The organism is Salinicola sp. NYA28a (assembly GCF_976982775.1).
Genome location: NZ_OZ334582.1, coordinates 2,073,945 through 2,091,175, shown reverse-complemented (window position 1 = coordinate 2,091,175; position 17,231 = coordinate 2,073,945). Strand labels below are relative to the sequence as shown.

Below are 17,231 nucleotides of genomic sequence, written 5' to 3'. Positions count from 1 at the left end.
TCAGTATTGAAGCCAGAGACAGTCGACACGATCGCCGGGACGGATATGGCTGTCGGCCGGGATCACGGCGAAGGCATTGGTGGCCGCGCAGGAGGTCAGTACCGCCGAACTCTGTTCGGGATAGAGGCTGGCAGTGACTCGCTCTCCCTCGAACGCCAGACTGGCACGCATGTAATGGCGCCGCCCCTGTGTCCGGGTTTCGAACTGCGCTTCGGCGCTGACCACTGGTAGCGACAGCCTGTCGCTGCAGCCCTGCAGTTTGCCTAGCAGCGGTCGCAGATAGAGCCAGGCACCGACATAGCTCGAAACCGGATTGCCGGGCAGGCCGACCAGTCGGGTCCGGCCGATCGTTCCCAGCGCCAGCGGCTTGCCCGGCCGCATCGCCAGGCGCCAGAGCGAGAGCTCGCCCAACTGCTCGAGCGCCGGCTTGACGTGATCCTCCTCGCCGACACTGACGCCGCCCGTGGTGACGATGACATCGGCCTTGGCCGCAGCTTCCCGCAGGCGCGCCAGGGTGGTATCGAAATCGTCGGCCACCTTGACCTGGCTGACGAGATCGCCACCGAAGCGGCGAATCAACGTCGCCAGCATCGGCCCGTTGCTGTTGTAGATCTGTCCGCGCGCCAGCGCCTGGCCGGGCTCGATGATCTCGTCGCCGGTGAGCAGCAGCGCCACCTTCGGCTGCCGCACCACATTTACCGTCGAGAAACCCTGTCCGGCGAGCAGCCCCAGGGCCGCGGCGCCGAGCCGCGTGCCGGCGGCCAGCAGAGGCTGCCCCGTGGCCACGTCCAGCCCACGGCGACGCACGTTCTGGCCAATCTGGGTCACCGGGACGATCGCGTCGTCGCCGTCCAGCTCGACGTTTTCCTGAATCGCCACGCAATCCGCGCCAGGCGGTATTTCGCTCCCCGTGAAGATTCGAGCACAGGTGCCGGGCGTCAGCGGCTGCGGCGGCTGGCCGGCGGGAATACGCTGGGAGATCGGCAAGCGCTTGCCGCTGTCTCCGCTGAACAGGGCATAGCCGTCCATGGCGCTGTTGTCGGCCGGCGGCACGTCGATGGCGGCTTCCATATCGTCGGCGAGCACGCGATCGTCGGCATCGAGGCAGGCAATTCGCTCGCTCTCCAGGCGCCCGACGCCGTCGAGCAGCGCCTCTAGTGCCTGCTCGACACTCTGGAGTCCACTTTGGGGTTGCTCAGCCATGGCTATGCGTCCCCCGCTCGGGAATCACCAGGTTGGCGAAATTGCAGGGACGATGGCGGCTGTCCAGCTGCTCCTTGAGAATGCGATCCCAGCCGGTGCGGCAGGCGCCGGTCGAACCCGGCAGGCAGAAGATCACGGTGGCATTGGACAGACCGCCCAGGCAGCGGCTCTGGACGGTGGAGCTGCCGATCTCCTCGAACGAGAGCTGACGAAACAGTTCGCCGAAGCCTTCGATACGCTTGTCGAGCAGCGGGGCGATCGCTTCCGGGGTGGAGTCGCGTCCGGTGAATCCCGTGCCGCCGGTCGTCAGTACGACCTGCACGTCGTCATCGGCGATCCATCCGGCGACCACGGCACGAATCCGGTAGACGTCGTCCGGCACGATACGCTTCTCGGCGAGCCGATGGCCGGCCGCCTCGAGGGCATCGACGAGTGTTTGCCCGGAGCGATCGCTGCTTTCGTCACGCGTGTCCGAGATCGTCAGGACCGCGATCGATAGCGGAATCAGGGTTGAGTCGCTCATGAATTTTCCTTGCCGCCATTGGCCTCGGCCTTGCGAGCCTGGCGTGCTTCCAGCGCGGCGAGCTGCTCGTCGCTGGCCGGGGCCTGATAGTGCGCTTTCCACTCGGAATAGGGCATGCCGTAGACATATTCTCGCGCCGTCTCGTAATCCAGTTCGGTGCCGCGCGCTTCGGCCGCGCTGACCAGCCATTTGGACAGGCAGTTACGGCAGAAGTCGGCCAGGATCATCAGGTCGATGTTCTGGACATCCTTGTTGTCGTCCAGGTGACGAAGCAGACGGCGAAAGGCGGCGGCTTCGAGTTCGGTGCGGGTCTGGTCGTCGAGGTGATGCATCGGGGCTCCCGTCGTTGCTGAAGATGAAATCGAGGATTAATAACGGTGGAAGAGTCGTCAGTCCGTGTCGCCGGGCGTGCAGACCGAAAGCACCACGGCGTCGTCCTCGCTGGTGGAGACCAGGGCGTGGCCCATGTCGCTGTCAAAGTAGAGCGAGTCACCGGCGACCATCGCCAGCGGCTCGTAGAATTCCGAATACATCAGGATTCTGCCCTCGAGAACCATCAGGAACTCTTCGCCGTCATGGCGAACCCACTCCTGAAACTCCTCGAAGTGCCGAGCGCGCACGATCGTCTTGAACGGGATCATCCGCTTCTGGGCCAGCTGGCACGAGAGAAGCTCGTGCTCGTAGGTCGGGGTCGGGTGCTGCTTGCCATCGCCGCGCGAAGTGAGGTCGCGACGGCCGCTGGACTGCCGTTTGGGCTTGGTGGGCTTGAGCAGTTGCGGCAGGTCGATGCCCAGACCGGTGATCAGTTTCTGAACGGCGGTGAACGTCGGCGAGATCTGGTTGTTCTCGATCTTGGACAGCGTCGAGCGGGCCAGCCCGGTGCGGGCGCTGACGTCGCCCAGCGTCCAATGGTTCGAAAGCCGTATCTCCTTGAGCCGCTCGCCCAGGCGAAGGGGTTCGACGAAGGCTTTGCGACCGGCGGCGATGCGCAGCGCGGCATCCTGATCGTTACTGGCGGCCATGAAACTCTCTGTCAGGAGCGTGGGAAAATCATTGTGCAGCATTGAAGGCCCAAGAATATCACAGCGCGGCGCCCAGGCCCTGCGCCGAAAGCGCTCGGCACGAAGTCAGGCCGAATAGGGATGGCCCAGCAATGCCGTCAGATGGGCTTCGACGCTCAGCGGCAGCGTCTTCAGGTGATAGCCGCCCTCCAGCACCGAGACCAGTTTGCCGCCGGCATGCCGCCGCGCGACATCCATCGCCAGTGTGGTAATCCAGTAGAAGTCATCGTGATCGAGCGCCAGTTGACCCAGCGGGTCGTCTCGGTGGGCATCGAAGCCGCTGGAGAGCAGCACCAGCTGGGGCCGATGCCGATCCAGGGCAGGCAGCCAAGCGGCTTCTACGGCTCTCCTGAAGCCGAGGCTGCCCGTGCCGGCAGCCAGGGGCGTATTGATGATGTTGGGCCATTCGCCCGTCAGGTAGCGCCATGGGTAGAACGCTTCCTGAAAACTGCTGCAGACCAGTATCGAGGAGTCGTCGTGGAAGATGTCCAGCGTGCCGTTGCCCTGGTGAACATCGAAATCGAGGATCGCGATTCGCTCGATGCCGTGAACGGCGCGGGCGTGGGCGGCCGCCACGGCCACGTTGTTATAGAAGCAGAAGCCCATCGCCAGCGCCCGCTCGGCGTGGTGACCGGGCGGACGCATGGCGCAGAAGACGTTGTCGGCACGGTTGCCGCAGACCAGGTCGACACCCCGGATCGCCGCACCGGCACCCAACGCTGCGGCCTCCAGCGAGTACGGTCCCATTCGCGTGTCGCTATCGAGCTGCTGAAGGCCGCTTTGTGGTCGCTGTGCGTCCAGTGCGCTGAGGTAGTCTGGGGCATGCACTCGCTCGAGCTGGAGGCGCGTCGCCGGCCCGGGCTCCGACTGCATCGTCTGCTGCAGCAGGCCGCTCAGCATGAGCCTGGCACGTATGGCCTCGAGGCGCATGGGAGATTCCGGATGGTGAGAGCCCATGTCATGCAGAACGATGTCGGGATGAGTGAGATACGAAGTGATCATGAGTCTCGCCAGCCGGTTCGAAGTCGCTTCATTCTGGGCGAGAGCGGTGTGCCGCGTCACACCGTTGTGCTTCGACTTTGGTCTATGAGGTAAACCTCGGCTGCCTGACCGTGTAGGGTTGAAAACCTCATAACCAACGTCGTGAGGTCCACCGTGGCCACGCAGTTTCTGCGCCGATTTTTCGCTCCGCGCTCATTGGTGGTGATCGGAGCTTCCCCCAAGCCCGAGTCGACCGGGGGAGTCGTTCTTCAAAACTTGCTTCTGGCAGGGTTTCCCGGCCCGATCTGGGCGGTCAATCCGCGCGGTTACAAGGAGGTTCATGGCGTGGCCTGCTTCCGGCGTATTGCCGACCTTCCCGAGACACCGGATCTCGCCATCGTCTGCTCGCCCTTGCACGGCGTGCCCGAGGTGCTGGAAAAGCTGGGTGCCAGGCAGGTCAGGGCGGCGTTGATCGTATCGGGCGGAGCGTCGCTCAGCGAGGACATCGAGACGCTCGGCGGCGCCAGGGGGGAGAGAACGTTGCGGGCGCGGCTGCAAAAGGCGACGCTGCAGTCCGGCATGCGGGTGCTGGGGCCGGAATGCCTCGGCGTCGCGGTTCCTTCCATGCGGCTCAACGCGACCTACGCCAGTCAGCCGATTCGCGATGGCAGCGTCGCCTACCTGGGCCAGTCGGGCATGCTGGGCAATGCGATGATCGACTGGGCCGCTGGCCGCGAGGTCGGTTTTTCTCATCTGGTGACGCTGGGCGACAGCCTCGACGTCCAGTTGCCGGATGTCATCGACTATCTGAACCAATCCGGGCGCTGCCGAGCGTTGCTGCTGCATCTGGAGGCGTTCCGCAATGCGCGCCACTTCATGACGGCACTGCGCGAATCGTCGCGCAATCGGCTGGTGCTGGCGATCAAGAGCGGGCGTACCGCCGAGGCGACGCTGAGCCCTGTTGCGTCGACTGCCGGTGTCGATCGTCGTGACGCCATCGTCGATGCCGCGCTGGCCCGTGCCGGGGTCGTGCGCGTCGACGATTCCGACGAGCTGTTCGATGCACTGGAAACGCTGTCCCGGTTCAAGCCGCCGAAGGGCGACCGCCTGGCGATCGTCTCCAATGGTGTCGGCCCGGCACTGCTGGCGATCGACAAATTGATCGATGGCGGCGGTCTGTTGGCCGAGCTCAGCGAGACATCCGCCCAGGCGCTGATAGCGCAGAAGTTGGACGTCAGCCGACCGGGGCGCAATCCGGTCGATCTGGGCGGCAGCGCCACGCCGGAAGATTATCTGAGTGCGCTGGAGATCGTGACGCGCGACCCTGATGTCGATGCGGTGCTGGTCTTGCACGCGCCGACACGACTGGCGCCATCCCTGGCGACCGCCAATGCGCTGGTCGAGGCGCGCCAGCGCTTCCGGCATCGCCTGCTGGTGAGCTGGATGGGGCTGAAGGAGGCGCTGGATGCCCGTGCGGCCTGCAACCGCGCCGGCATTCCCAGCTACGTGTCGCCGGAGAAGGCCGTCAGAGCCTTCCTGCATCTGGTGCGCTATCGCCAGGTCCAGAACCTGTTGCAGGAGACCCCGCCATCGCTGCCGTTCGGCTCCAGTGCCGAGATGCGCCAGTGCTGTCATGCGCTCATCGACGATGCCCTGGCACGCCAGCGGGATCGGCTGACCCATCAGGAAACCGGCGACGTGCTGGGGGCCTACGGTATCGAATGTGCCCCCAGCGAGTACGTGTTCGATCTGGAGCAGGCGGAGCGGGCCACCGAACGGCTGCAGGGGCCATGGGCGGTCAAGGTCGTCCATCGTGACAACTGCGAACCGTTTCGCTATGGCGGGGAATCGCGTCGGCAGGCTGTCTCGCTGATTCAGGACCTGGAGCAGCCCGGCAGCGTGGTAGATGCGGTCGTCCGTCTGGAGGCGCGTGTCAGTGAAGCGCTGCCGGACAGCCCCATCTACAGCTACTGTCTCCAGACCATGCAGCGCGGCAAGGGCTCGCTGCAGTTGTGTGCCGGCATCACGCGAGATGCGGAGTTCGGCCCGGTCATCGTCTTCGGCACCGGGGGCTACAAGATCGATGTCATGGCGGATCGCCAGACGGCGCTGCCGCCGCTCAACATGCGGCTGGCGGAAGAGCTCATCGACCGTACGCGGGCAGGTCGACTGATTCGCGAACACAGCGACGATCCCCGGGAAGCGATCGTCTGGGTCTCTCGCCTGCTGGTCAAACTGTCTCAGATGGCTTCCGACCTGCCGCGCCTCAAAGGGCTCGAGATCAATCCGCTGTTGCTCAATCACGAGGGCCTGCTGGCGGTCGATTTCGCGCTGGATCTGGGGGCGGCATCGATACAGGCGATCATGCCGTACCCGGAACAGCTAAGAGAAACGGTGATGCTGGCGGGAATGGACGTCGAAATTCGTCCGATTCGAGGTGAGGACGCGCCGCTGATTACCCGTTTTCATACCTTCCTGTCCGAGCAGAGCATTCGTTACCGCTACTTCCACCACAAGGCGGTGCTGTCGACGCGGGATCTCGCCCAGCTGAGCCAGATCAACTACGACCGCCAGATGGCGTTCATCGCGGTTCGTCGGCGTGAAGAGCTGGCGGATGCGGAGGCCAGCGACAGTGGGCCAACCGGCGAAGAGATGCTGGGCGTGGTGCGGGTGTGGAACGATCCCGACAACATTCGTACCGAATTCTCGATCATCATCCGTGATGATTTCCACGGTATCGGTCTCGGACGTCGTCTGATGCGCAAGATGATCGATTACAGCCGTCAGGTGGGGACGCTTGCCATGGTGGGAACTGTCATGAACGATAACCTGCCGATGCGACAATTGCTGGCAAGCCTGGGGTTCGAGCTGCGCACGAATATCGAAGAGGGTGTGCTCGAAGCCACGCTACGGCTGAATGAACCGCAGAGCGATTGGCAGCGCCATCGTCTGGAGGCGGCACTGGACTGACGAGACGAAAGATTTGATCGCTGAGGGAGAAGGTAGAAAGCGGCAATAAGTTGAACGACCATTCAATTATAGGATATTGTCGTTTGAAGGGTTATTGATAAAACCGTATGATACGAAACCTAACAACACTAACAGATACCGTTCGACACGCGCGTTAACCGCTACGTGAAGAGCTTCTTCTGCTTTGCCAACCTAGGCCTGACATGACCGACACACAGCAAACCAAGATTCAAGTGCGGAACTTGAGCAAGGTGTTCGGCGACGACACCAAGAAAGCGCTCAAGCTACGTGACGAGGGTCTCAATCGCGCCCAGATCCTCGAAAAGACCGGGCAGACGCTCGGGCTCTCCAATATCAATTTCGACGTTCGGGAAGGCGAGCTTCTCGTCATCATGGGCCTTTCCGGCTCAGGAAAGTCGACCTTGATCCGTTGTCTGAACCGCCTGATCGAACCCACCGAGGGTGACATCATCATTGGCGGGGAGAACATCCCGCAACTGAGCGACAAGGCGCTGCTGCACTGCCGCCGTCGGCACTTCTCGATGGTGTTCCAGAATTTCGCCCTGTTCCCGCATCGCACGGTGCAAATGAACGCCGAATATGGGCTCGAGATTCGCGGCATCGACAAGGCCGAACGGGCCGAGAAGGCCAGGAATTCCCTCAAACAGGTGGGTCTCGAGGGTTGGGAGAATGCCTATCCCAACCAGCTGTCCGGCGGGATGCAGCAGCGTGTCGGCCTGGCTCGTGCGCTGGCCAACGATTCCAGCGTGCTGTTGATGGACGAGGCCTTCTCCGCCCTCGACCCGCTGATCCGACGCGACATGCAGCAGGAGCTGATCGAGCTGCAGCATCGGATGAAGAAGACCACCATCTTCATCACCCACGATCTCGATGAAGCGCTCAATATCGGTGATCGCATCATTCTGCTTCGTGATGGCGAGATCGTGCAGATCGGCACGCCGGAAGAAGTGCTGACACGTCCTGCCGACGACTATGTCGCTCGCTTCACCGAGGGTGTCGATCGCTCTCGCGTGGTGACGGCACGTCGCGTCATGCGCCCGGTTCGCGCCACGGCCCGCCACGACGACGGCCCGCGCACCGTACTGCGCAAGATGAGCGAGAATGCGCTGGATTCGATCTACGTCGTCGATCGCGAGCGCAAACTGCTGGGAATCCTGGAGGCCGATAGCCTCGATGAGGCGGCGAAGGCCGGCAAGGATTCGATCCAGGAACTGCTAGTGACCGACTTCCCTCGTATTGGACCGGACGAGCCGCTGGCAACGCTGTACCCCATGTTCCAGGGAAAGAGCATCCCCGTGGCGGTCATCGATGACCAACAGCGGCTGCTCGGCGTGGTGGTCAAGGGTGCCGTACTCGAACAACTGGCGCAGACGGGAGAAGAATGATGGATTTCGATATTCCAAGAATTCCGCTGGGCGACTGGATCGAGGGCGGACTGGATTTTCTGACTACCGAGTTTTCCGGCGTTACCCGGGCGATTTCCCGCGGTACGCAGACCGGTATCAATCTGCTCAACGACGGGTTGATGTGGCTGCCTGAATGGGCGCTGATCGCCGCAGTGGCGCTGCTGTGCTGGAAAGCCGGAGGGCGGCGCCTGGCGATCGGGGCGCTGATCGGCCTGTCCCTGATCTGGAACCTCGGCCTGTGGAACCCGATGATCCAGACCCTGACTCTGGTGGTCATCGCCACGCTGGTGGCCATCGTGATCGCCTTGCCGCTGGGGATTCTGGCTGCGGTATCCGATCGCTTCTACAAGGTGATCATGCCGATCCTGGACTTCATGCAGACGATGCCGGCATTCGTCTACCTGATTCCGGCAATTCCGTTTTTCGGTATCGGCTCGGTATCTGGCATCTTCGCCACGGTGATCTTCTCGATGCCGCCAGCCATCCGCTTCACCACGTTGGGGATTCGGCAGGTGCCGAAGGACCTGATCGAAGCAGCCGACGCCTATGGCTCCACGCGTAGTCAGAAACTGATCAAGGTCCAGCTGCCGCTGTCGTTGCCGACGCTGATGGGTGGTGTCAACCAGACCATTATGCTGGCACTGTCGATGGTCGTCATCGCGGCGATGATCGGCGCCAACGGCCTGGGTAGCGAAGTCTGGCGCGCTATCCAGCGGCTACGCCCGGGTGAGGGCTTCGAGGCTGGTATCGCGGTGGTCATCATGGCGATGTTGCTGGACCGACTGACGCAATCTCTCAGCGGTGGCAAGAAGACGAAGTAGCGCAGGAAAGCCATGCAAAGTCCGATGCTGTCGGCGGCTCTGTCGGCAGCATGGATTGCGGTATGTAAACCATAAGAAGGGGAAAGTCGATGACACGCAACGCAATGTCACAAGCCGTTCGCTATGGCGCCTTGATGATGGCTGCCGGCATCAGCATGACCGCCGGTGTCGCTCAGGCGCAGGACAGCAAGGGAACCGTCAAGCTGGCCTACGTCGAATGGGCCTCGGAAGTCGCTTCCACCAACGTGATCCGCGCCGTGCTCGAAGAGCAGGGGTATGACGTCGAAATGAACTCGCTGGGCGCCGCCGTCATGTGGCAGGCCGTAGGCACCGGGGATGCCGATGCCATGGTTGCTGCCTGGCTGCCGACGACACACGGCGACTACCTCGAGCAGGTTCAGGACGAGGTTGAGGATCTCGGGCCGAACCTGGAGGGGACCAAGCTAGGCCTGGTCGTGCCGGCTTATACCGATATCGACTCCATCGAACAGCTCAACGACCACGCCGATGAGTTCGACGACAAGATCGTGGGTATCGATCCGGGAGCAGGCTTGATGGCGCAGGCCGAAAATGCCATCGACGAGTACGGCATCGATAACCTGCAGCTGCAGTCGAGCAGCGGTGCTGCCATGACGTCCTCGCTGGCCAGCGCGATCCAGAACGAGGAAGACATCGTGGTGACTGGCTGGACGCCGCACTGGATGTTCGCCCGCTGGGACCTCAAGTATCTCGATGACCCGAAAAAGTCGTTCGGGGAAGCCGAGCACATCAATACGGTCGTGCACAATGGGCTCGAGGAGAGGATGCCGGAAGCCTACGCCATCCTCGACAATTTCCACTGGACGCCGGATCAGATGGGCGAAGTCATGCTCATGAACCAGGAAGAGGGTTCGGATCCGTACGAGAACGCCAAGAAATGGGTCGACGAGCATCCCGACGTCGTCGCCGAGTGGACCGACGGCACGGCCGAATAACGGTACCGACCCCGTCGGAAAACACGATTGACGGAAAAGGAACGCCCGGTCGACATGACCGGGCGTTTTGCGTTGGAACCTGGTGACCGAGACTTTCGGGATGGCGCCACGCGAATGATCAGGGTGCCAGGCGAGTCCGGTGCCATTCCTGGGCCTGGTTGTCCCGGCGCGTATAGCGTACGCGGTCGTGCAGCCGGCTACGCTGGCCCTGCCAGAACTCGATCATGTGAGGCACGAGAAGGTAGCCGCCCCAGTGCGGCGGTCGCTCTACCGCCTGATCGGCGTAGACCTGCTCGAAACGGGTCAGCCGTTCCTTCATCCAGTCTCGGTTGGGGATCTCGACGCTCTGCTGTGAAACCCAGGCTGCCAGCTGGCTCTTGCGAGGGCGGGTGGCAAAGTAGTCGTCCGACTGCTGGGCGTCGACCTTCTCGACGCTGCCTTCGACGCGAACCTGACGCTGTAGCTCTGGCCACCAGAACACGATAGCCGCATTGGGTACGTGGGCGAGCTCGTTGCCTTTCTGACTCTGATAATTGGTATAAAAGCGAAAACCCTGCGCGTCGAACCCCTTCAACAGCACGATTCGGGCGTGGGGATGCCCTTCGCTGTCCACCGTTGCCAGTGTCATGGCGTTGGCATCCAGTCCTTCGCTCTCGGTCGCTCGTTTCAGCCAATCCTCGAACAAGGGGAGTGGCGTATCGGGTGTATTTTCCGGCGCCAAGGCTTCGCCTTCGTAGTCCCGTCGCATGTCGGCGAGGTCGCTCATCAGTGATTCTCCGTGCAGACGTTATATGAATTGGTGACCATTGTAGCCTGACCGGCGGGTTCGATGATGTCTCCTTGCCTTAGTCATTAGCCTAGGGCTGTTTGGCATCCCAGCGCGAATCGCTAGCCCAGACGTGCGTGGAGCGCCAGCACGGCCCCGCAGCAGCACCAGCCCAGCAAGGCGTAAGGCAGGTTCCAGCGCAGCATGTCCCGAACGGCAATCTGATAGCGCACGCAGATGGCCAGATTGCTGCCGGATAGCGGGCTGCTACCGGTTCCCAACGCCCAGCACATTAAAAACAGTATGCCGAGCAGGGTGGGATCGGGCTGGAGCGGCGCAATCAATGGCGCCAGGGTGGCGATGCCGATCAATGGGTGGATACCGGTAAACGAGATGATCACGATCATGCCGAGCGCAAACCAGGCGTGCCAGTGACCGAAATGATCGATCGGCAGGTCGAGCCCGTTGGGCAGACTGGCCAGCAGCGCCGCCAGCCCGGTAGAGATCACGCCGGCACCCAGGAACAGTGCGAACTGGGGAGCCAGCCGCTGCAATCCATGAGTGAACTGATGGCGGATGCGCTCGCGCCGGTGACTTCGTGGCATCAACAGAAACGAGAACAGCGGCGCGACGATGGCGATGATCAGCGGGATCGAGAGCCCCGGCCAAAGCAGGTGCAGCACGATGACTACGAGCGCCAGCAGGCAGGGCATCAGCAGCGCGCTCTTCTCGATGGGATAGCCGGTGAAGGGGGCCTTCAATCGCCAGACATCGACCCAGTTGAGGATCAACAACAACGCCGCTGCCAGCAGACCCCACGGCACCAGGTTCAAGTAGTTGAGCCCGGGCGCGTAGGTCAGCGCCACGCCCATGGCGACGAAGAATGGCGACCAGGCCGCGGCGGCAGTGAAACCTCTCCCGAGGATGAGCGCCTGCGAGCGAGTCAGTTTTCCCTCCTGCTGCATGCGCTCGCCAAACAGGAAGACCACGGAGAGATTGATGGCCGCCCCGAACAGGTGGGCGCCCAGCATGGTACCGATCATGCTGCCGGGGCGCTGGTTGTTTCCGGTGGCCATTGGCGTGGCCATGGTGAGAAAGCTGACGCCGGCAAACATCATCAGCAGCGATTGATTGATGGTGAGCGCTTCCAGCAAGGGGTAGCGCGTCCCGCGGATCAGAGCCACGCTCCACAGCAGCAGGCCAATGGCGAAAAGCGTGCCGGCCTGGCGGCGCGAGGTTCGCGGCAGCGTGCGGAATAGCCGCAGCGTCGCCAGCCAGGCCAGTACGGCGGCCGGCCAGACCGGCCAGCCGAACAGATTGGAGGCCACGCTGAGTACCAGCATGGCGAGGATCAGGACGCTCGAAGGCCTCATGAAGCGCGGCGATCGAGCCTGCCGCGCAAGCGGGCGTATCGATAGGCCATGACCGCCAATGCGCCGGCGGCCACGACTTCGGCAAACACCAGCACCGAACCGCCACCCTTGCTAACGATCATCAGGCCTTGCACGACGTAGAGCACGCCCAGCGCCGTCAACCAGATGTGGCCGCGGCGCCGCTGCATCAGCAACGTCGGCAGAAACAGTACCAGTGGCAGGATTCTCACCAGCAGTGCGGCGATCTGCGCGTGTTGCTGGAGGTAATGCCAGATGCCACTGATCACCAGCAGCGCCAGCAACGCCGCATACGCGATCCATACCGCGCGGCGGGCTGTGCCGAGAGCCGCGGTCTCCGATCGGGAGGTGGGAGCTTCATTCATGAGCGGCCATCCCTCATCGCCTTGAGCGCCAGGGAGAGCTGGGCGAGGCGGCGACCTTGCGCTACCGCCAGCTTGCGCTCATCGGCGTCGACTTCCCGATCTGCGTTCGGCCCGGCCAGATGGCTGGTGCCGTAAGGCGTTCCACCGCTCCGAGTGCTCAACAACGTTGTCTCGCTGTAGGGCACGCCAGCATACACCATGCCGTGATGGAGCAACGGGATCAGCATGGTCAGCAAGGTGCTCTCCTGCCCACCATGCAGGCTGGCGGTCGAGGTGAACGCCGTGGCAGGCCGGTCGACCAGAGCCCCGTTCATCCAGAGTCCGCTGGTCGTATCGAGAAAATACTTGAGCGGCGCGGCCATGTTGCCGAACCGTGTCGGACTGCCCAGCGCCAGGCCCGAGCAGTGGCGTAGATCATCTTCGTCGACGTAAATGGCACCCTCGTCGGGGATTTCCGGCGCAGTCGCCTCGCAGACGGGCGAGACCGCCGGGACGGTGCGCAGACGCGCTTCAATGCCGGAAACGCTCTCGACTCCGCTGGCCAGCTGCTCCGCGAGTGTCTTCGTTGCCCCCTGTCGCGAGTAATAGAGCACCAGAACGTAAGGCGTGGTAGGGCCGGTAGCGGCCGTGTGTGCGGTCATGGCTGTTCCTCGAGAGCAAGCGAAAATCAGGATGATTAGATCAGTTGAAGAACAGCCTGTGGCGGACGTCCGATGACCGCGTATTCGCCGTCATCGGCGATCGGTCGTTGCATGAGACGCGGATGTTCGGCTATGGCGTCGATGATCTGGGTTCGTGTCGGTTCTTCGATGCTCAGAGCTTTCCACTCTGGTTCTTCGCGACGCAGTATGCGGTCGGCATCGTCGCCCAGGCGCCTGGCCAGGCCCTCCAGTTGCTCGCGGGAAAGAGGGTAGGACAGGTAGCGATGTTCGATGACCTGAATGCCTCGAGACTCCAGCAGGGCCAAGGCTTCGCGTGACTTGGAGCAGCGAGGATTGTGGTACAGCGTGAGCGTTGACATCGGGACGAGAGGACCTTGTATGGCAGAGCGTCTTTACAAAAATATGCTGAGGGCGATAACCGCATTGTAGCGGTTGTGGCAATGGCGCCTCAATTGAGTGTTGGAATGGGACATCCGAAACTTTATACCGTTATCTTATTTTGTTATCTATTCAATCGGGCAATCGTTTATAGACCCAGGCAGTAGTACCGTCGGCAAGCTTGACGCTTTCACGCGTGTATCGAATGCCCAGCCGTTCGTAACGGTCCAGCGCTTTCAGGGCGGCAGGGTCGATCGTCAGAACCTCACCATGCACTTCGGCACCCGGCTGTGGCTGGATGTCGAGATCCTGACGATGATATCCCGACAATGTCGCCTCACGCGTTTCGATTGGCTTGCCCATGATGATCCAGCGCAGCCAGTCGTAGCGCAGCGTGCCATAGACGAAAACGTCCTGCTCCGGAATCCGCTCGTCGATAACGGCAGTTTCCGAAGGGTGGTAGCCATACGGGCTCATGAAGGTGTACCAGAAGCCTCCGGCACCGATGGCGACTCCTACGATCAGCAAGATGAAAAGCCATTTGCAAAAGCGTCGCATCACGAAAAATTCCTATCGGCATGGCGGGGTGCGAGAACCATTGTCATCTATCTCCACAAGATACTGATACTGCCTGTCGGCAAGAGGGGTGCCATGACATTGATCATCACATCGAACCCCATGCTAGCATTTGAAGTCCAAGCGCTAACCACGTTACTGACGGAGGAACGCCATCATGAGTCACGCTGCCAACGACTACCAGGCATTCCGCGAAGCCTTGGGTAACGATGTGCAACCCCTCAAAAAGGGTCGCGATAAGGTCGCGATGGTTCGGGCCCAGACGTCACCCTCCGATGCCCAGCTGGCGCGCCGCGAGAGTGCCTTGCAGACCAACGAAGATGAACGCGATTTTCTCTCCGATGAGTTCGTCGACCTGGTTGGTGCGCATGATCCCATCGAATTTCGCCGTGACGGTATTCAGATTGGCGTACTGGAGCGATTGCGTCATGGCGGCTATGATGCCGAGGCGCGTCTGCACATCATGCGCATGCCGGTGATCGAGTGCCGTCGCGCGGTATTCGGCTTTCTCCGCGATGCCTACGAGCACGACCTGCGCAGCGTTCTCATCGTTCACGGGCGCGCTCGTGATGACGATGGGCACGCCAACATCGTGCGGTCGTATCTCAATCACTGGCTCAGGCAGTTCGAGCAGGTACAGGCGTTCAGTACGGCGCCGCCTCAGCAAGGCGGGATGGGGGCCACTTTCGTGATGCTGCGCAAGTCCGATCGCGCCAGGGCGCGCAACCGGGAGCGTCAGCAAAAGCGGCGGGGCTGAGGCGCCGCCAAGAACGAAAGAGTGAGTGCAACGCAAAGACCCCAGCCGAAGCTGGGGTCTTTGCCGATCGATACGGAAACCGTTGCCGGCTTACCGCTCTCGCAGGCGGCGAGCGAAAAGTGGCTCGCTCAGATCCACCGCGGGCTGGTAGCTGACGCTGAAGGCCTTCAGCGCATTCAGGGCGGATTCGATGTCCTGGTCTTCCCGCAGCGCCAGTGCATCGAAGCCACAGCGACTCATATAATAGAGCTGGTCGATCAGCACGTCGCCGATGGCACGAACTTCGCCGGCGTAACCGAACCGCTCGCGCAGGAGCCTGGCCAGCGTATATCCACGGCCATCGGTGAACGCGGGGAAGTCGACCGCGACCAATGCCGCCTTTTCCAGCGAGGCCGCCAGCGCTGGCGTCAGCTCGGTGTCGCTCGGCAGCCACGGGGCCAGATCATCGCGGTCGGCATGGTATTGCCAGAGCGCCAGCGGCACGATGGCGGGGCGCTGATCCGGTAACGCCTCGTCGCTGCGGGATAGCACCCACGTATCGGTCACGTGCTTTTCCAGCTTGATCAGTGCGCTCGTGGCAGTGGCAGCCGGGGCTGCCTGAAGATCCGGCTCGGGCGATAATTCAGGCGTATGGTCAGGCATAGACGCGCTCCTTGAACGGTTGGTGGCCGATACGGCGATAGGTATCGAGGAAACGCTCTTCGTCCAGCCGCTTTTCGACGTAGACCTGCAGCACCTTGTCGATCACGTCCGGGACGTCCTCCCGATAGAAGGAGGGGCCCAGAATCTTGCCCAGCGACACGTCGTCGTCGGCGTTGCCGCCCAGCGAGATCTGGTAGTACTCCTCGCCTTTCTTGTCGACGCCGAGAATGCCGATGTTGCCGACGTGGTGATGCCCGCAGGCGTTCATGCAGCCGGAGATGTTGAGATCGATCGGTCCCAGATCATAGAGGTAATCCAAGTCGTCGAAGCGCTCCTGTATCGCCTGGGCGATGGGGATCGACACCGCGTTGGCCAGCGAGCAGTAGTCGCCGCCGGGGCAGCAGATGATGTCGTTAAGCGTGCCCACGGTAGGATTGGCCATGCCCAGCGCCTCGAGCTGCTGCCACAAGGCTTCGATTTCGTCGACCGGAACGTCGGAGAGCACCAGGTTCTGCTCGTGGGTGACGCGCAGCTCACCGAAGCCGAAGGTTTCGGCGAGATCCGCCACGGCATCCATCTGATCGGCGGTGACGTCGCCCGGCGCATGCTCGCGACGCTTGAGCGACAAGGTCACTGCCTTGTAGCCCGGCACCTTGTGATCCATGACGTTGTTGGTCACGAAGCGAGCGAAAGCCCGGTTCTCCTGGCGCAGCTTCTCGTAAGCGACAATGGCCGATTCCGCCACCGGCCGGCGATCGGGTTCGGGGAAGTGGGTGCGTGCTTCGTTCACCGCGTCTTCGTTTAGCGTCTGGCTGCCGTCCTTGAGGTGAGCCCATTCGGCTTCGACGCGACGCGTGAACTCCTCGATGCCCAGCGCCTTGACCAGAATCTTGATTCGGGCCTTGAACTTGTTGTCGCGACGACCGAACTGGTTGTAGACGCGGACGATGGCCTCGAGATAGGTGAGCAGGTGCTGCCAGGGCAGATCGGCACGGACCACTTCGCCGATCATCGGCGTGCGGCCCATGCCGCCGCCGGCGAGCACGCGGAAGCGGAGTTCGCCGGCGTCGTTCAAAAACAGCCGCAGGCCGATGTCGTGGACGTGAATCGCGGCGCGATCTTCGGTGGCACCCGTGACGGCAATCTTGAACTTGCGCGGCAGGTAGGCGAACTCGGGGTGCAGCGTGGACCACTGACGGATCAGTTCGCACCAGGGGCGCGGATCGACCACTTCGTCCTTGGCAATCCCGGCGAACTGGTCGCTGGTGGTATTGCGGATGCAGTTGCCGCTGGTCTGGATCGCGTGCATCTGTACCTTGGCCAGGTCCGCCAGGATATCGGGTACGTCTTCCTGTGCCGGCCAGTTGAGCTGCAGGTTCTGGCGTGTGGTGAAGTGGCCGTAGCCGCGATCGTAGCGACGGGTAATGGTCGCCAGCGCCCGCAGCTGATGGCTGCTCAGCATGCCGTAAGGGATGGCGATGCGCAGCATCGGCGCGTGGCGCTGAATATAGAGGCCATTCTGCAGCCGGACCGGACGAAACTCTTCCTCACCGAGCTTGCCGGCAAGGTAGCGATCCATCTGGTCACGGAACTGCGCAACGCGCTCGTCGACGAGCGTCTGGTCATAAGAATCGTAGCGATACATCGGGCCTGATCCTGCTAGTCATGGATTGCCAATGGGTGCACCTTACCGCGAGCGCTTTATTCTACAAAAGAATAAATACTCATAATTTC

The 17,231-nt window shown here is 62.2% G+C and carries 18 protein-coding genes; 5 read left to right on the top strand and 13 right to left on the bottom strand.

All coding sequences use genetic code 11. The features are described from left to right. The 5 genes from ACWHY3_RS09460 to ACWHY3_RS09440 form a co-directional block, all read right to left on the bottom strand. A complete protein-coding gene (locus tag ACWHY3_RS09460; RefSeq protein ID WP_448128106.1) occupies positions 1-1,203 on the bottom strand; it encodes a molybdopterin molybdotransferase MoeA in 1,203 nt (400 codons plus the stop codon). Further along, positions 1,196-1,726: a molybdenum cofactor biosynthesis protein B gene (gene moaB / locus ACWHY3_RS09455; protein WP_110632683.1), complete on the bottom strand. Its 531-nt coding sequence runs from the start codon at positions 1,724-1,726 to the stop codon at positions 1,196-1,198. Before moaB ends, ACWHY3_RS09460 begins: the two co-directional genes overlap by 8 nt. Beyond that, positions 1,723-2,058, bottom strand: a complete 336-nt coding sequence (locus ACWHY3_RS09450; RefSeq protein WP_071231211.1) for a DUF1244 domain-containing protein — start codon at positions 2,056-2,058, stop codon at positions 1,723-1,725. Before ACWHY3_RS09450 ends, moaB begins: the two co-directional genes overlap by 4 nt. 57 nt (positions 2,059-2,115) lie before the next feature. Beyond that, a complete protein-coding gene (locus tag ACWHY3_RS09445) occupies positions 2,116-2,748 on the bottom strand; it encodes a helix-turn-helix domain-containing protein (protein ID WP_087720361.1) in 633 nt (210 codons plus the stop codon). 105 nt (positions 2,749-2,853) lie between these two features. Beyond that, positions 2,854-3,789, bottom strand: a complete 936-nt coding sequence (locus tag ACWHY3_RS09440; RefSeq protein ID WP_448128105.1) for a histone deacetylase family protein — start codon at positions 3,787-3,789, stop codon at positions 2,854-2,856. 153 nt (positions 3,790-3,942) lie between these two features. Here ACWHY3_RS09440 and ACWHY3_RS09435 point away from each other — a divergent pair, with 153 nt between their 5' ends. The 4 genes from ACWHY3_RS09435 (at position 3,943) to ACWHY3_RS09420 (ending at position 9,960) form a co-directional block, all read left to right on the top strand. Next, positions 3,943-6,738, top strand: coding sequence for a bifunctional acetate--CoA ligase family protein/GNAT family N-acetyltransferase (locus tag ACWHY3_RS09435; protein ID WP_448128104.1), 2,796 nt, complete (start codon positions 3,943-3,945; stop codon positions 6,736-6,738). Positions 6,739-6,941: 203 nt separating this feature from the next. Next, the gene (locus ACWHY3_RS09430) at positions 6,942-8,144 is read left to right on the top strand and encodes a quaternary amine ABC transporter ATP-binding protein (RefSeq protein ID WP_087720358.1); all 1,203 of its coding nucleotides are present in this window, start codon (positions 6,942-6,944) and stop codon (positions 8,142-8,144) included. Beyond that, positions 8,144-8,986: an ABC transporter permease gene (locus ACWHY3_RS09425; RefSeq protein ID WP_303853307.1), complete on the top strand. Its 843-nt coding sequence runs from the start codon at positions 8,144-8,146 to the stop codon at positions 8,984-8,986. The genes ACWHY3_RS09430 and ACWHY3_RS09425 overlap by 1 nt, the downstream gene beginning before the upstream one ends. A gap of 89 nt (positions 8,987-9,075) precedes the next feature. Beyond that, complete coding sequence (locus tag ACWHY3_RS09420) at positions 9,076-9,960, top strand: glycine betaine ABC transporter substrate-binding protein (protein ID WP_448128103.1); 885 nt, start codon at positions 9,076-9,078, stop codon at positions 9,958-9,960. 118 nt (positions 9,961-10,078) lie between these two features. Here ACWHY3_RS09420 and pdxH read toward each other — a convergent pair whose 3' ends face one another. From pdxH to ACWHY3_RS09390, 6 genes are all read right to left on the bottom strand, one after another. Then, the gene (pdxH, locus tag ACWHY3_RS09415) at positions 10,079-10,729 is read right to left on the bottom strand and encodes a pyridoxamine 5'-phosphate oxidase (RefSeq protein WP_448128154.1); all 651 of its coding nucleotides are present in this window, start codon (positions 10,727-10,729) and stop codon (positions 10,079-10,081) included. A gap of 119 nt (positions 10,730-10,848) precedes the next feature. Further along, positions 10,849-12,099, bottom strand: coding sequence for a hypothetical protein (locus tag ACWHY3_RS09410; protein WP_303853311.1), 1,251 nt, complete (start codon positions 12,097-12,099; stop codon positions 10,849-10,851). Next, positions 12,096-12,482, bottom strand: coding sequence for a DUF2069 domain-containing protein (locus ACWHY3_RS09405; RefSeq protein ID WP_087720354.1), 387 nt, complete (start codon positions 12,480-12,482; stop codon positions 12,096-12,098). The genes ACWHY3_RS09410 and ACWHY3_RS09405 overlap by 4 nt, the downstream gene beginning before the upstream one ends. Then, positions 12,479-13,123, bottom strand: a complete 645-nt coding sequence (gene wrbA, locus ACWHY3_RS09400) for an NAD(P)H:quinone oxidoreductase (RefSeq protein WP_087720353.1) — start codon at positions 13,121-13,123, stop codon at positions 12,479-12,481. Before wrbA ends, ACWHY3_RS09405 begins: the two co-directional genes overlap by 4 nt. Positions 13,124-13,158: 35 nt before the next feature. Continuing rightward, entirely contained in the window at positions 13,159-13,503 is a 345-nt protein-coding gene (locus tag ACWHY3_RS09395) for an arsenate reductase family protein (protein ID WP_087720352.1), read from the bottom strand. A 151-nt stretch (positions 13,504-13,654) separates the two neighbouring features. After that, positions 13,655-14,080 carry a gamma-glutamylcyclotransferase family protein gene (locus tag ACWHY3_RS09390; protein ID WP_303853320.1) on the bottom strand — a complete coding sequence of 142 codons (426 nt, stop codon included), beginning with the start codon at positions 14,078-14,080 and terminating at the stop codon, positions 13,655-13,657. A 175-nt stretch (positions 14,081-14,255) separates the two neighbouring features. Here ACWHY3_RS09390 and smrA point away from each other — a divergent pair, with 175 nt between their 5' ends. Continuing rightward, complete coding sequence (gene smrA / locus ACWHY3_RS09385; protein WP_087720350.1) at positions 14,256-14,855, top strand: DNA endonuclease SmrA; 600 nt, start codon at positions 14,256-14,258, stop codon at positions 14,853-14,855. A 90-nt stretch (positions 14,856-14,945) separates the two neighbouring features. Here smrA and ACWHY3_RS09380 read toward each other — a convergent pair whose 3' ends face one another. Next, positions 14,946-15,497, bottom strand: coding sequence for a DUF934 domain-containing protein (locus ACWHY3_RS09380; protein WP_087720349.1), 552 nt, complete (start codon positions 15,495-15,497; stop codon positions 14,946-14,948). Beyond that, complete coding sequence (locus ACWHY3_RS09375) at positions 15,490-17,142, bottom strand: nitrite/sulfite reductase (RefSeq protein ID WP_087720348.1); 1,653 nt, start codon at positions 17,140-17,142, stop codon at positions 15,490-15,492. Before ACWHY3_RS09375 ends, ACWHY3_RS09380 begins: the two co-directional genes overlap by 8 nt. Between the last annotated feature and the right edge of the window lie 89 nt (positions 17,143-17,231).

Coding starts and splice junctions, on each gene's coding strand:
- ACWHY3_RS09460 (WP_448128106.1), bottom strand. CDS start 1,203: ATGGCTGAGCAACCCCAAAGTGGACTCCAGAGTGTCGAGCAGGCACTA.
- moaB (WP_110632683.1), bottom strand. CDS start 1,726: ATGAGCGACTCAACCCTGATTCCGCTATCGATCGCGGTCCTGACGATC.
- ACWHY3_RS09450 (WP_071231211.1), bottom strand. CDS start 2,058: ATGCATCACCTCGACGACCAGACCCGCACCGAACTCGAAGCCGCCGCC.
- ACWHY3_RS09445 (WP_087720361.1), bottom strand. CDS start 2,748: ATGGCCGCCAGTAACGATCAGGATGCCGCGCTGCGCATCGCCGCCGGT.
- ACWHY3_RS09440 (WP_448128105.1), bottom strand. CDS start 3,789: ATGATCACTTCGTATCTCACTCATCCCGACATCGTTCTGCATGACATG.
- ACWHY3_RS09430 (WP_087720358.1), top strand. CDS start 6,942: ATGACCGACACACAGCAAACCAAGATTCAAGTGCGGAACTTGAGCAAG.
- ACWHY3_RS09425 (WP_303853307.1), top strand. CDS start 8,144: ATGGATTTCGATATTCCAAGAATTCCGCTGGGCGACTGGATCGAGGGC.
- ACWHY3_RS09420 (WP_448128103.1), top strand. CDS start 9,076: ATGACACGCAACGCAATGTCACAAGCCGTTCGCTATGGCGCCTTGATG.
- ACWHY3_RS09410 (WP_303853311.1), bottom strand. CDS start 12,099: ATGAGGCCTTCGAGCGTCCTGATCCTCGCCATGCTGGTACTCAGCGTG.
- ACWHY3_RS09405 (WP_087720354.1), bottom strand. CDS start 12,482: ATGAATGAAGCTCCCACCTCCCGATCGGAGACCGCGGCTCTCGGCACA.
- wrbA (WP_087720353.1), bottom strand. CDS start 13,123: ATGACCGCACACACGGCCGCTACCGGCCCTACCACGCCTTACGTTCTG.
- ACWHY3_RS09395 (WP_087720352.1), bottom strand. CDS start 13,503: ATGTCAACGCTCACGCTGTACCACAATCCTCGCTGCTCCAAGTCACGC.
- ACWHY3_RS09390 (WP_303853320.1), bottom strand. CDS start 14,080: ATGCGACGCTTTTGCAAATGGCTTTTCATCTTGCTGATCGTAGGAGTC.
- smrA (WP_087720350.1), top strand. CDS start 14,256: ATGAGTCACGCTGCCAACGACTACCAGGCATTCCGCGAAGCCTTGGGT.
- ACWHY3_RS09380 (WP_087720349.1), bottom strand. CDS start 15,497: ATGCCTGACCATACGCCTGAATTATCGCCCGAGCCGGATCTTCAGGCA.
- ACWHY3_RS09375 (WP_087720348.1), bottom strand. CDS start 17,142: ATGTATCGCTACGATTCTTATGACCAGACGCTCGTCGACGAGCGCGTT.